The sequence below is a fragment of the Exiguobacterium qingdaonense genome (assembly GCF_018617855.1).
Lineage (GTDB): Bacteria > Bacillota > Bacilli > Exiguobacteriales > Exiguobacteriaceae > Exiguobacterium > Exiguobacterium qingdaonense.
Genome location: NZ_JACSKY010000003.1, coordinates 223896 through 238000, shown reverse-complemented (window position 1 = coordinate 238000; position 14105 = coordinate 223896). Strand labels below are relative to the sequence as shown.

Sequence of the window (14105 nt, the reverse complement as noted above, 5' to 3'; positions counted from 1 at the left end):
GTTTCTTAGTTCTGAACCAATGTTTCAGACGTTTCGACAGTTCCTTCCGTGCGCTCGATGTCGGCACCGAGTGCTTGAAGTTTCTTGTGGAAGTCAACGTATCCACGGTCGATATGGTATAAATCACCGACGCGTGTCTCTTCTTCAGCGATGAGACCCGCCAGAATAAGTGCTGCACCGGCACGGAGGTCCGTTGCGACGACTTCCGCTCCTTGAAGGCCTACGCCGCCTTTGACGATGGCAGAACGTCCTTCAATTTTAATGTCCGCGTTCATGCGGCGGAATTCTTCCACGTGCATGAAGCGATTCTCAAATACCGTCTCTGTGATGACAGATGTGCCACCGGCTTTTAGGACAAGTGCCATCATTTGAGACTGCATGTCTGTCGGGAACCCTGGGTGCGGCATCGTCTTCACATCAACCGGCTTCAACTCGTCTGGAGCTGTGACGCGCATTCCTTCTGCCGTATCTTCAAAATGGACACCCATCTCTTCCATTTTTGAGATCAATGGACGAAGGTGCTCGCGCTCTGCACCGATGACTTCGATGTCACTTCCCGTGATCGCCCCAGCGACGAGGAACGTACCCGCTTCGATGCGATCTGGAATAATCGAATGTTCTGCGCCACGAAGTGTTTCGACACCTTCGATGCGGATTGTTTCTGTCCCTGCGCCGCGGACGTGTGCGCCCATTCCGTTCAAGAAGTTCGCAAGGTCTACGATTTCAGGCTCTTTTGCGACGTTCTCGATGACCGTCGTGCCTTCTGCAAGCACAGCAGCCATCATAATGTTCTCTGTCGCACCGACAGATGGGAAGTCCAAGTAGATTTTCGCGCCTTGGAGACGCCCTTCTACCGAAGCTTCCACGAATCCGTTACCGATGACCGTCTTCGCGCCCATCGCTTCGAACCCTTTTAAGTGGAGGTCAATCGGGCGTGAGCCGATTGAACATCCGCCCGGCATCGCTACGCGAGCGTGACCGAGGCGAGAAAGTAGAGGTCCCATGACGAGGATCGAAGCACGCATCTTGCGCACATATTCAAGCGGTGCTTCATCTTTGATATCGCCCGACGCATCGACAGTTACTTCATTCTTTTCTTCATTGAACGACACCTCTGCACCGAGGTGACGAAGTACTTTATTAATCGTGTATACGTCCGCAAGACGCGGTACATTTTGCAAGATTGACTTTCCTTCGCTAGCTAACAGAGTGGCAACCAATGTTTTGAGTACGGCGTTCTTTGCTCCCTCAACGCGTACAGTACCTGACAATTTACGTCCTCCACGGACTACAATCAAATCCTTCATATCTCTCTTTGTCCTCCAACTTCATTGTTTTTTTATATAGTGCGTCGATATCCGCTTCCGGATGTGATGATGTCGATTATTAGAATGGTTTGCAAAACGTGATGACGTTCATTCCAAAAAATGAAAATAAATAAATGCGTATGGAATGAAACAGGCATCATGTCAGACGAATTTATCCTACATGATATTCATATAGGAGTCGTTACAGCAGGATTACAGTTTGTTAAATATTCTGCGACTACTGCATAGGTGCGAGCGCCTGCGCCAATCGGATATACTCCAAAAAGAACTGGGCGATTAGCGAACCGAAAACGACCGCTACGAGCACACGCAAGACTGCTGCTTGCGGACTTCTCACTTGATTAAGCAACTTGTCCCATTTGACGGGTAAAAGCGCCCACCAAGCGACGTAAATCGCTATGACATAAATCGCTAGCGAAAATACGGTATTGACCATTAACGATTCCCCTCTTTTCTAAAATTCGTACCATTTTCAATCATATCATGTCGTGTTAGAGAAAAAAAGACTCAGTGTCTCAAGTTTCGAGCGGTTTGAACCATTCGATCAACTCACTTTCTCTATAAGCACACCAAAAGGGACGTCATCTGCAGTAAGGCCTTACTACATTAATTGACGCCCCTCACATATTTCAAACATTATTCACTTGATTCGTCAAGGCTGTGAGACCAACGAATCGCTTCTACGTAATATTGAGACCAATCCGATTCTGTGTTATCGAGCGGAATCGTCAACCGTTCGTAGGCGATCACGTTCTCTAGTAACATCCGCAGACTGTTCTGTTCACCAAGTAATGCGGCCTTAACAGGAGGCGCGACTGGGAGCTCTGCGATCAATATTTGCATCGTCTCATCTAAGATGACGTCAAGTGAAGAGAAGATTCCGGTAATGAACGCGTCAAACGGTGACACATCCTCTAACGTATCCTCTGCGACGAGTTCCATCATCTTCCCGCGAATGACACTCTGCTTGATCAGTTCTTTTGATTCAGACGTTTGCATCTCCCGGAGAAGCATCAAATACGACCATCGTTTCAATTCATCTAATCCGATTCGTGCGACGGCTTGTTCAATCGATTGGATGATGTGACGCCCTTTTTGATACACCGTATTGACGGAGCGAAGCATCTTGTAGGATAAGTCGACACTCCGTTCGATTTGCGCCGAAATGCGCCGAAAACTAGGTTCAGGACGATCGAGTTCTTTTAACACCTCGATGAGCGTATGACGCAACGGATGCACCTCTGCCCCGTGAACTACGATCGGACGGCTGAAGAAATACCCTTGAAACATTTTATATCCTAATCGCTTTGCCGTCTCATATTCTGCCGGTGTTTCGATTTTTTCAGCTAAAAACTCGACCCGATGCCCAAGCGCATTAATCAGCCTCTGTTGTTGCTCCACAGGCGTCGCTTGATAATCGATTTTAATGATGTCGGCCAGTCCAATCAAGGCACGATATTTTTCTTCAAATACAAAGTCATCAAGTGCAATCGTATAACCTTGACGTCTCAACGAGCGGAGAGACTGTAACACTTTCTCGGTCGGCTCGACGTGCTCGAGCACTTCGACGACGAGAGATTGACGGGGCAATAACGATGGCACCTCTCCTTCAATCAACGTTTGAGGGAAGTTGATGAATGCACGTGTCCCTTCTGTCAGTTCTCGAAAATTAAAGACGAGATAAGCGTTATGGATTACGTCAGCCGTCGCTAACGAATCATCGACATTCTCAAAGAAATTATTTTCGCTGCGGCGATACAACAACTCGTAGCCGCAAACGCGTAATTTTTGGTCAAAAATCGGTTGTCGCGCAACGTAAACTTTCATTCTTTAGTCTCCTTTACGGTAGTTCCCACTTATATTATCGGTCTTTTTCCATATAGATTCTACTAGTCCTATGATTTAGTGTTATGACTAAAGACCCATTTTTCCAGAAATCAGAAAAAAACTCCCACACTTTCGTGTGAGAGTCCTGTTTATTCTTTCATATCGCGAATGCTCAAGCGGTTGATCGCTTTTTTGAGCGCGAGTTCCGCACGACGGAATTCGAGTTCTGAGAGTTTCGTGTCTTGCAGACGACGCTCAGCCCGAACTTTCGCCGCAGAAGCGCGGTCATAATCGATCTTATCCGCCATTTCGGCTGTTTCAGCTAAGATCGTCACCGTGTCGGGACGAACTTCCATGAAACCGCCGCTGATTGCGATCAGCGTGCGTCCACCATCTTCGTGGCGCAGTTTGAGGACTGAGACGTCGAGCGGTGTCACCATCGGGATGTGCTTCGGTAAAATACCGAGCTCACCAGTGACCGATTTGGCGATGACCATTCGTGCGTCCCCTTCAAAGGCTGCACCATCCGGGGTGACGACGTTGACGTGAACAGTATTCATCGTCTAGTTTCCCCCTTCCGCGTAGGTCTTAGACCAACGTCTTCGCTTTTTCGATGACGTCTTCGATTGGACCGACGAGACGGAATGCATCTTCAGGAAGATCGTCGTGTTTACCTTCGAGGATCTCTTTGAAGCCGCGCACTGTCTCTTTGACCGGTACGTACGAACCTTTTTGGCCTGTAAACTGCTCAGCCACGTGGAAGTTTTGTGATAAGAAGAACTGAATACGACGTGCACGGTGAACCGTGAGCTTGTCATCTTCAGACAACTCATCCATCCCGAGGATTGCGATGATGTCTTGAAGTTCTTTATAACGCTGAAGCGTCTGCTGAACGTTACGCGCGACTTCATAGTGCTCTTTCCCTACGATTTCAGGCGAGAGGGCACGTGATGTCGATGCGAGTGGGTCAACGGCTGGGTAAATCCCCATCTCCGAGAGACGACGCTCAAGGTTCGTTGTTGCATCAAGGTGGGCGAACGTTGTTGCTGGAGCCGGGTCCGTATAGTCATCGGCTGGTACATAAACCGCTTGAATCGATGTGACCGATCCTTTCGCAGTCGATGTGATTCGCTCCTGAAGCATACCCATTTCAGTCGCAAGTGTCGGCTGGTAACCTACCGCCGATGGCATACGTCCGAGAAGGGCCGATACCTCAGAACCTGCTTGTGTGAAACGGAAGATGTTGTCGACGAAGAGAAGAACGTCCTGTCCTTGCTCGTCACGGAAGTATTCTGCCATCGTCAAACCAGTCAAAGCAACACGGAGACGTGCGCCAGGTGGTTCGTTCATCTGACCGAAGACCATCGCCGTTTGTTTGATAACGCCTGAATCCGTCATCTCATGGAACAAGTCATTCCCTTCACGCGTACGCTCACCGACCCCTGCGAATACAGAAATCCCGCTGTGCTCTTGCGCGATGTTGTTGATGAGTTCCTGGATGAGGACGGTTTTCCCTACACCGGCACCACCGAAGAGACCGATTTTACCGCCTTTGATGTATGGTGCGAGAAGGTCGACGACTTTAATCCCTGTTTCAAGGATTTCAACTTTCGTTGACAATTCGTCAAATGTTGGCGCTTGACGGTGAATCGGTGCACGAAGCACGTCAGCTGCCACTTCTTTATCATCGATTGGGTTACCGAGAACGTTGAAGACACGTCCAAGTGTCATCTCTCCAACTGGTACCGAAATCGGTGAACCTAAGTCAAGTACTTCCATACCGCGGCGAACGCCGTCAGTTGAGTCCATCGCAATCGTACGGACCGTGTCGTCACCAAGGTGAACAGCTACTTCGAGCGTCAAATCGACACTAACATCATCTGCTGTCGCTGCCACGTGTGTGACTTTGAGAGCGTTGTAGATGTTCGGTAAGTGGTTGTCGAATTTAACGTCGATAACTGGGCCCATGACTGCGACTACGCGGCCTTTCATGCCGTATTCGTTCATCGTGTTAGCCTCCTACAATCTAGAGGGCGTGCGCTTATTCAAGCGCCGACGCACCTCCGACAATCTCTGTGATTTCTTGTGTGATCGCTGCTTGACGCGCGCGGTTGAACTTGAGTTTGAGTCCGCGAATGAGTTCATCCGCATTATCCGTCGCACTCGACATCGCCGTCATCCGGGCTGCATGCTCTGATACTTTCGCATCGAGCAAGGCGCCATAGATGAGTCCTTCCGCATAACGCGGGAGGAGCGCCGCTAAGATCGTTTCTTCTTCTGGTTCGTATTCATACATCACATTGGATGCGGACTGTTCGATATTCCCAAGCGGGAGCAATTGTTGAATCTTCACTTCTTGGCTGATGACCGAGATGAACGAGTTGTAGCAAAGCTTCAATTCATCAATCTCGCTCTCGCTGAAGGCACCTACCGTCTGCTTGACGATCTCTGCGACTTCAACGAAAGTTGGTTGGTCGTTTAGCCCTGTCATCGCGCTATACACCGGAATGTTGCGTGACTTGAAGAACTGGACGCCGACTTTTCCGATCACGTAAAGACGATACTCATCTGTTGATGTGTGTTTATCTTTGAGTTCACGGTACACGTCCCGCAAGACGCTGGCGTTATATCCACCGGCGAGCCCACGGTCTGACGTGATGACGATATAACCAGTCCGTTTGACGGGACGTACTTGAAGCATCGGGTGTGTCGCGCCTGATGTACCACCGGCAATCGACGAGATGACTTCTTGTAACTTGTCCATGTACGGCTTGAAGTTGGCGTTGTTCCCTTGAGCCCGGTTCAACTTCGATGCCGACACCATGTTCATCGCTTTCGTGATTTGCTTCGTGCTTTGGGTCGAGGTGATCCGCATCTGGATCTCACGTAATGATGCCATTTCGATTCACCACCTTAATAGACGCTCGTCACCGGATTAAACCGATGGCGAGAACGTCTTTTTGAATTCCGTAATTGCGTCGACCATTGCTTCGTCTGAAGGAAGATTTCCTGTCTGACGGATTTCACGGCAGAGGTCTTTACGGTTTTGGTCGAGCCATGCGTTCATTTCTGTTTCGAAACGACGAATGTCTGTGACTGGGATGTCATCGAGATGACCTTTCGTGAGAGCGTAGATGATGATGACTTGCTTGTCGACAGAGAGCGGTGCGTTCAAGTCTTGTTTCAAGACTTCAACCGTACGCTGACCACGGTTCAACTTCGATTGTGTCGCTTTGTCGAGGTCTGACCCGAACTGAGCGAACGCTTCGAGCTCACGGTATGACGCGAGATCAAGACGAAGTGTACCGGCAACTTTCTTCATCGCTTTCACCTGGGCCGAACCACCAACACGCGATACCGAGAGACCGGCGTTGATCGCTGGACGTACCCCAGAGAAGAAGAGGTCTGATTGAAGGAAGATTTGACCGTCTGTGATCGAGATAACGTTTGTTGGGATATATGCCGAAATATCCGATGCTTGTGTCTCGATGAACGGAAGTGCAGTCAATGAACCGCCGCCGAGTTCGTCATTCAACTTCGCCGCACGCTCAAGAAGGCGTGAGTGGAGGTAGAAGACATCCCCTGGGTAGGCTTCGCGGCCTGGAGGACGACGGAGAAGGAGCGAGAGCTCACGGTAAGCTGCCGCTTGTTTCGAGAGATCATCATATACGACGAGGACGTGTTGTCCACGGTCCATGAAGTACTCACCCATCGATACCCCTGCAAATGGCGCAAGGTAAAGAAGTGGTGCCGGCTGTGACGCCGATGCCGAAACAATGATTGTATAGTCGAGCGCACCGTTTTGACGAAGCGTCTCTACAACACCACGTACAGTCGATTCTTTCTGACCGATTGCAACGTAGATACAAATCATGTTCTCTTCTTTTTGGTTGATGATTGCATCAATCGCAACCGACGTCTTACCTGTTTGACGGTCACCGATGATGAGCTCACGTTGACCACGACCGATTGGAACGAGGGCATCAATCGCCTTAATTCCTGTTTGAAGTGGTTCATGAACTGATTTACGCGCCATAACACCGTAAGCTTTACGCTCGATCGGGTTATACGTGTCAGTTACGATTGGTCCTTGACCATCGATTGGTTGTCCGAGCGGGTTGACGACACGTCCGAGGAGTGCCTCACCGACTGGAACTTCCATGATGCGACCTGTACGTTTGACAGAGTCGCCTTCTTTGATGCCTTTGTAATCGCCAAGGATGATAATCCCGACGTTACCTTCTTCTAAGTTTTGCGCCAAGCCCATTACGCCGTTAGAGAACTCTACGAGCTCCCCCGCCATAACGTTATCGAGTCCGTGTGCACGAGCGATACCGTCACCTACTTGAATGACTGTACCTGTTTCGCTGACCTCGATTTCAGAACCGTACGAAGCGATTCGTTCTTTTAGCAGGGCGCTAATTTCTTCAGCTTTGATTGTCATTGAATTCACCCCTATTTCTTACGCATTCAACAATTCACGCTCGAGGCGTGTCAATTTCGTTTCGATCGTATCATCGTACGTCGTGTATCCGACTTGGACACGCAGTCCACCGATGACTTCTTCATCGACGACGTTCTGCAATTGGAGCGTCTTCCCGAGCTTCTCACCGAAGACGAGTTCGACGTCTTTCAAGTCTGTTGCCGATAACGGGTAGGCGCTTGTGACAACACCCTCTGCAATCCCGCGATAGTCGTTGATATATTCGCGGACATAACGTGGCAATGCACGAACTTCCGTCGCACGGTCATTTTCGACCATGACAAGAAGTGTGTTCACGACAATCGCCGTCATATCACCAAAGCTGTCTTTTAAAAGCTGTGCAAGCTCGCTGTCACTGACCGCCGGATTCGTTAAGAGATCCATGAGTTCAGGAGTCGCGTGGAGCACTTCATCGAGCAGACGCACTTCCGCTTCGACTTGGTCGAGCGTGCCTTGTTCCCGCGCTAAGTCGAAGAGTGCTTTGGCGTAGCGTTTCGCTAATGATGCGTTCATCAGTTCGCACCTTTCGCTTTAGACAGGAAGTCTGTGACGAGGGCACGTTGTTTCGCTTCATCACCTTTAAGGTCGGATTGAAGGACGTGGCGTGCTGCCGAGAGCGCCTGTGTGACGACTTCGGTTTGAAGTGATTGTTTCGCAAGGTCGCGCTCACGCTCAATCGCCTTCTCTGCCTCGTTTTTAATTTGATCCGCTTCCAAACGCGCCTGCTCCACCAAGCGTGCTTGTTCTGCTTCTGCTTGTCGACGGCTTGCATCGAGCATTTCTTTTGATTCTGTACGTGCCGCACTGAGAGCGTCACGTTGTTCAACAACATAATTCTCCGCATCTTTGCGGCTCTTTTCAGCGAGTTCAATTTCGTTCGCTACATACTCTTCACGCTGTCTCATCATTCCAAGGAGTGGTCCCCAAGCAAATTTCTTCAACAGGGCCAAGAGTACGAGGAATGTGAAAATTGTAAAGATCATATCCAGAATGCGGAGGCCTTCGCCGCCAGCACCAGCTGCAATCATCATCGTATCCATGCATACCCTCCTCTTGACTAAATAAGTGAGGGAGACATGCTCCCTCTTACGCTATTCTCGTTAACTCGAAATCAAGAGTTGAGGAGAAGGAAACCGACAGCCACACCGATGATCGGGAGGGCCTCAACCAAACCGATACCGATGAACATCGTTTGACGAAGTTCGTTTTTAAGTTCTGGTTGACGTGCTTGCCCTTGTACTGTTCCGTATACGATCAAACCGTTACCGATACCAGCTGCGAGTGCTCCAAGACCGATAACAATTGCTGTTGCGAGAAGATTGAGTTGTTCCATTGTGTATATTCCTCCTAAATGTTAAGTAAATAATTTGTTTGTAACGCTTTGGCGAGATGTCCGAATCAATGTTCGGCCGAAGCTTTATGTCCGATGTACACCATTGCAAGCGTCAGGAAAATGTAGGATTGGATAACCCCGATAAAGATTGAGAAACCTTGCCATAGAATCATTGGGAGAACCGCAAAGATTGCACCGAGCGGGTTGAGCGCGCCTTCGGCTGTAATCGCGAGTCCCAAGATGATGGTAATCATGATTTCACCGGCAAAGATGTTACCGTATAGACGCAAACCGAGCGTCAACGTGTTCGCAAACTCCTCGATCAACTTGATCGGAAGCAAGAACCAGACTGGTTTCACGAAATCCGTCGAGTAGTGTTTCAATCCGTGTAGCTTCACCCCATAATAGTGCGACATTGCAACGACGAGTGTCGACAACGCCAATGTTACGTAAGGATCGGCCGTCGGTGAGTTGAACCACAGGTAGTGTCCGGAAATGACGTTAAACGGTAGACCCATCAAGTTTGAGAAAAGAATGAACAAAATCAACGTCATCCCAAATCCGATAAAGCGTCCCCCTGTCTTCCAGTCCATCGCACTTGCGATGATTCCACGAACAAACTCCGCGAAATATTCCATGAAGTTTTGCTTGCCAGTCGGCTTCATAGCCAAACGTCTTGTTCCCCAGATGGCGAATGTGAAGACGAGTAACGCTGCAACTAGCACTGTAATGACGTTCGTCCAGCTCCCGTATAGCGTATAGTCCCCAAAGTTCAGAGAATATGTGGGAAACTCATGACCCATTAATATTCACCTCTTTTCCTGCTGAGCTGGGCAAGTGTAAACTCGCCAAATTGTATAATGTGGCCGGCGATTAGACCAGTTACCACCGCGATGACGGATACTCGATCTTCATAGAAAAGACCGACTATCACTGCTAACGCACCAACCGCCATTCTTGAAACGGTTCCGTGCGACTTTGGTCGTCGTCCATGCTCGATGACGTCATACATGCGAATGACGCTTCGATTTTGCATATGTAGGATGATGAGACTTCCGACCCCACCGATGAACAACCCGAGAAATACGGCTTTATACACCGGGACGATGAAGGCACCTGCTAGCAAAATCGCAAACCAAACGGTAAACCATTTTGTGTAACGCTTCATCAACTCTTTTTGTGCTTTTCTGTCTGCTTGAATCGTATTCATTCGTCCTCTCCTGTCAATAAACTCCGAAGGGTGAGAACTAGCGCCGTTATCCCAAATACAAGTCCAAGGATAATCGACACATTCCAACCAAACGTGCCCCAAAATTCACGTCTTTCGCCGTATTGGCCGACGAAATAACCGATGATGATCGGTCCAGCGAGTGCAGTGGAGATTTGTGAAGCGAGTGAGGCGTAGGATAGGTAACGATTGTCTTTTTTCGCCATCCTTGTCCCCCTCTCATACATCAATGCGTTTCTCTATTCTTCAGTAATTCACACTCGCATGACCATCAAAAGTCACACAAGTTCAGAGTAATGGAAATGGCATAAGAAGTCAATGAATTTCACAATTATAAAAGCGCTTTAAATCAAGTCATATCAATAGTTTTACCCACTTTATAAACTAATTGTTTACTGCACTTTTCGAAGTAAGTGTGAAGAAACGTTGAAATAAAAATGTTGACTTTATAACATTTCACAAAAGGAATCAGATGAAGAATAGTTCAGTTATACCCCCACGTTTTGGAAAATTCAATCCGTAAGCGTTTACGTTCACAAAGAGTTACGAAACAGATTTTGAAATCGTTTTCAACATCCTGTCTCAGTATACCGAGGATGTTTTTACAATGTCGAGTGATTTCGCCCATTTTTTTGTGAGGAATCTCATATTGATATATGAATGTATAATCCATCTTTCTGGCACCTTAAAATGTCTAACTCCTATTAAATATGTAGTAACACGGAAAAAATCACTTGAATCCGTATCATGTCTCTCTAATTTTGTGTCTATTGTGTGACAAAAACGGATTCGATTCATACACAATAAAAAAACGAGAATCGCATATGCGTTTCTCGTCTCACCATCATTTCGTTCCAAATAAACGGTCGCCTGCGTCCCCAAGTCCAGGAACGATATAACCGTGACTATTTAATTTCTCATCGAGTGCAGCGAGATAAATCTCTACATCCGGATGTTCTGCTTGTACACGTTCTACGCCTTCAGGTGCCGCGCAAAGGCATGCCAATTTAATTGACTTCGCACCATGCTTTTTCAAAGCAGCAATTGCATCGGCAGCCGACCCGCCCGTCGCGAGCATCGGATCGACAACGATAAAATCGCGTTCTGTGACGTCTGTCGGAAGCTTTAAGTAATACTCATGCGGCTCAAGCGTTTCTGGATCACGATAGAGACCGATATGACCGACTTTCACGTTTGGCATCATTTTGAGGAATCCATCTACCATTCCAAGTCCTGCCCGTAAAATCGGGACGATTCCAAGCTTTTTGCCGGCAATCATCTTTTGGGTCGAGACAGAGACCGGCGTCTCAATCTCTACGTCTGTCAATGGTAGGCTGCGCGTGATTTCGTATGCCATAAGCGAAGAAACTTCATCGACGAGTTCACGGAACTGCTTCGTCCCTGTCTCTACTTTACGCATAATCGTCATTTTGTGCTGAATCAAAGGATGGTCATAAACATGTACTTTTCCCATCTTGCTTCACTCCTCTCTCATTCTCTCTCGAGCATTGTACCCTAACTCTGTTGAGATGGGTAGAGCCAACTTCTTTTTTTCAAAGGTCAGACGCCATTACGGTTGACGGGCTTGAAAATAGTCATTTTCCGGGAGTACATACGGTTGAGAAGTTTTTTGATCAACTACATACATTTCCGTTTTCGTAGTCCATACATCGAACGATTGTTCAGTCAATTCTTCATATAGATGCAACTCGCCCGCATGAACGGCTGCAGTCGGTTTTTCTCGCAGTTGAATGTGAGACAAGGCATCAAACAATTCCTGAGTTTTTGGTCCATCCAACCAGGTAGTACCTTGGTCCGATTCAAAAACGGCTAACCGCGTCTCAATTCCAGACGGTCGCGCCGACATTTTATTTAAGACGGGACGACGGACGTGACCCCAAATCTCAAGGACGGTCCCATACGTTTTCGATAACGACAAGGACGTCTGCTCGGCCACTTCCCCTTCGATCGGTCGGTCTGATAAGATAATCCGTTTCATGAGTTCGCGGTGGTCTCCCTTTAGTGAGAGCTGTTCTTCTTTTGTATCGACTCTCATATAAGAAGCTTCATACATGCTCGGAAGGACAAGTTGCTTCAGTGACGGTTCCCCTCCGATCCGAAGGGCGAGACGATTATCGGCTCGTTTCGTCAAAAAGACATACCCCTCATTCCTCCCACTTTCAAAAGGAAACAATTTCGGTTCGATAATCGGATCAAGCGTACGTCCGCTTCGAATCGTTTCAAATGTCACATACATTGCCCCCGTATCCGGTGTCGTATATCGGAAAGCCGAATCGGACATCACTTCCTCATGCGTATCATTCAAGTTGAACGCATCGGCAATCTGTTCAAGGTCGTCGACGCGCTCGAACTCCATTGTCGAGACAACTTCTGCCTCTTCGAAGCGGTTTTTGTCAAGCGCTTCGAATTCTTGAATCGGCTTCACGGCAAAGGTCCGCTCTAGCAGTTGATTGCTGTTCACACAGGTGATGTAACGTTCATCCCCCGCCGAAAAATACTTCACCTTTTTAGAACCGAGTACTTCGTAGAGCGGATGATGGAACGTCACTTCCGCCACCTTCGCTCTCCGTTCTGGCAAAATGTCGACTGAACGCCGTTCGCAGTATGTAAGTAGTTGTTGCTTCGTTTTCTCCGTTAACATGACCTCAGGATCTTGCTCGACTCGATAGGAAGACAAAGGACGTAATTCAATCGCGTTCAACGTCTCGGCACCACATCCACTCAACAAGACACAACTGAGTAAGATCCCCCAATACGTACGCATTGATGTCCCTCCTCATTCCCAATTAGGTGGAAAGCACCTAATTTTTTCTTGTACATCATAACATATAACCTATTTTTGTGATGATTTCAGGAATATTACGTTTCTTCACTCAAGTGGACCCGTCATCGCCGGGCGATGACCAAAAAAAAGGCGCTGCTCACGCAGCACCTTATTCCTCGAGCACAGACTTCGCAATCGGTGCCCAATACGTCCCTTCCATTTGTGACACGGTCGTCAACGTCTCACGATAGGTCGGGTCATTCGCTTTTTTCTCGGCAATCCCTTTCATCCAAAGGACATCTGCCTTGTAACCGGATTCGGGATAAGATTCGATATAGTTCGCGTAATCAGAGATTTCCGCTTTTCCTAACTTATTGTCGACAAGAAGACGATAAAACCCAACCGCTTGTTCCTGCCCAGCTTTTGCTTCTCCTTTAAGAAGGCGATCGGCCTCTTCGTACTGTTTGTCTTGAACGAGCGCTTCGACCTCGGTGAGCGGTACGACATCCGTTGATGTGCCCGGCGCTTCTTCAGTCGATTCCTCGGGTTTCTGTTCATCCGAATCTTGAAGTTTCTCATTTTCTTCTTCTAGACGAGCGACTTCTGCCTCGAGTTCTTCAAGGCGCTCCGCTAGCGCCTCTTCCTCGGTCACCGTCTCAACGACGACTTGGTCTGCCTCATTCAGTGGAGCAATCGGCGGTTCAGCATCTGGCCAAAACATGAGTGCAGTGGCAGCGAGCCCGACGACGAGTGGTAGCCCTAACCATTTTTTATCAAACTTGAACGCACGTCTCCATTCAGCTAAATCTGCATGTTGGATGACGACCGATGAGAACGAACGAAAGCGGCGCTTGGCCGCTTTTTTACCGTTCGCCTTCACTTCTAGCGCAAGACCCAATCGATGGAAAGCAGCAGGCACTTTCATCCCGAGGAGCGGCACGATGCGCTCGCTCGCTTCTTCGTAATAGCCATGATCAAGTAGCGTCGTGATGACCTCGAACTCACTGGCGACAAGACGGAAAGACGGGTCGTGTTCCCCTTTACGAGCCAACCATTCCGTCATATCAATCAATGGAAGTTCAGATAGCTCTCGTTCTGCTAGTGTCCGGATATCCATCGAC

16 protein-coding genes are annotated in these 14105 nt (G+C 48.4%); all 16 read right to left on the bottom strand.

The genetic code is table 11. The features are described from left to right. Positions 1-5 precede the first annotated feature (5 nt). Positions 6-1307: a UDP-N-acetylglucosamine 1-carboxyvinyltransferase gene (gene murA, locus KNP00_RS06130; protein ID WP_215143255.1), complete on the bottom strand. Its 1302-nt coding sequence runs from the start codon at positions 1305-1307 to the stop codon at positions 6-8. Positions 1308-1545: 238 nt separating this feature from the next. Continuing rightward, complete coding sequence (locus tag KNP00_RS06125) at positions 1546-1764, bottom strand: DUF1146 family protein (RefSeq protein ID WP_215143253.1); 219 nt, start codon at positions 1762-1764, stop codon at positions 1546-1548. A 200-nt stretch (positions 1765-1964) separates the two neighbouring features. Then, positions 1965-3155: an EAL and HDOD domain-containing protein gene (locus KNP00_RS06120; protein ID WP_215143251.1), complete on the bottom strand. Its 1191-nt coding sequence runs from the start codon at positions 3153-3155 to the stop codon at positions 1965-1967. Between the two features lie 149 nt (positions 3156-3304). After that, on the bottom strand, positions 3305-3715 hold the full coding sequence (locus KNP00_RS06115; RefSeq protein WP_012727354.1) for a F0F1 ATP synthase subunit epsilon: 411 nt from the start codon (positions 3713-3715) through the stop codon (positions 3305-3307). A gap of 28 nt (positions 3716-3743) precedes the next feature. After that, positions 3744-5162: a F0F1 ATP synthase subunit beta gene (atpD, locus tag KNP00_RS06110; protein ID WP_074035892.1), complete on the bottom strand. Its 1419-nt coding sequence runs from the start codon at positions 5160-5162 to the stop codon at positions 3744-3746. Between the two features lie 34 nt (positions 5163-5196). Then, complete coding sequence (gene atpG / locus KNP00_RS06105) at positions 5197-6054, bottom strand: ATP synthase F1 subunit gamma (protein WP_215143249.1); 858 nt, start codon at positions 6052-6054, stop codon at positions 5197-5199. 36 nt (positions 6055-6090) lie between these two features. Further along, a complete protein-coding gene (atpA, locus tag KNP00_RS06100; protein WP_215143247.1) occupies positions 6091-7599 on the bottom strand; it encodes a F0F1 ATP synthase subunit alpha in 1509 nt (502 codons plus the stop codon). 18 nt (positions 7600-7617) lie between these two features. Continuing rightward, the gene (locus tag KNP00_RS06095) at positions 7618-8151 is read right to left on the bottom strand and encodes a F0F1 ATP synthase subunit delta (RefSeq protein WP_215143245.1); all 534 of its coding nucleotides are present in this window, start codon (positions 8149-8151) and stop codon (positions 7618-7620) included. Further along, positions 8151-8678, bottom strand: a complete 528-nt coding sequence (atpF, locus tag KNP00_RS06090; RefSeq protein WP_215143243.1) for a F0F1 ATP synthase subunit B — start codon at positions 8676-8678, stop codon at positions 8151-8153. Before atpF ends, KNP00_RS06095 begins: the two co-directional genes overlap by 1 nt. 71 nt (positions 8679-8749) lie before the next feature. Then, entirely contained in the window at positions 8750-8971 is a 222-nt protein-coding gene (atpE, locus tag KNP00_RS06085) for a F0F1 ATP synthase subunit C (RefSeq protein ID WP_214694520.1), read from the bottom strand. Between the two features lie 65 nt (positions 8972-9036). Then, positions 9037-9774: a F0F1 ATP synthase subunit A gene (gene atpB, locus KNP00_RS06080; RefSeq protein WP_215143241.1), complete on the bottom strand. Its 738-nt coding sequence runs from the start codon at positions 9772-9774 to the stop codon at positions 9037-9039. Beyond that, positions 9774-10181, bottom strand: coding sequence for an ATP synthase subunit I (locus tag KNP00_RS06075; protein WP_215143239.1), 408 nt, complete (start codon positions 10179-10181; stop codon positions 9774-9776). The genes atpB and KNP00_RS06075 overlap by 1 nt, the downstream gene beginning before the upstream one ends. Next, entirely contained in the window at positions 10178-10405 is a 228-nt protein-coding gene (locus KNP00_RS06070) for a hypothetical protein (RefSeq protein WP_215143237.1), read from the bottom strand. The genes KNP00_RS06075 and KNP00_RS06070 overlap by 4 nt, the downstream gene beginning before the upstream one ends. Before the next feature lie 638 nt (positions 10406-11043). Continuing rightward, positions 11044-11673 carry a uracil phosphoribosyltransferase gene (gene upp, locus KNP00_RS06065; RefSeq protein ID WP_215143234.1) on the bottom strand — a complete coding sequence of 210 codons (630 nt, stop codon included), beginning with the start codon at positions 11671-11673 and terminating at the stop codon, positions 11044-11046. 96 nt (positions 11674-11769) lie between these two features. Beyond that, positions 11770-12984, bottom strand: coding sequence for a hypothetical protein (locus KNP00_RS06060; RefSeq protein WP_215143232.1), 1215 nt, complete (start codon positions 12982-12984; stop codon positions 11770-11772). A 169-nt stretch (positions 12985-13153) separates the two neighbouring features. Next, positions 13154-14101 (bottom strand): hypothetical protein, encoded by a 948-nt coding sequence (locus KNP00_RS06055; RefSeq protein ID WP_215143230.1) that lies wholly within the window; start codon positions 14099-14101, stop codon positions 13154-13156. Positions 14102-14105: the final 4 nt, after the last annotated feature.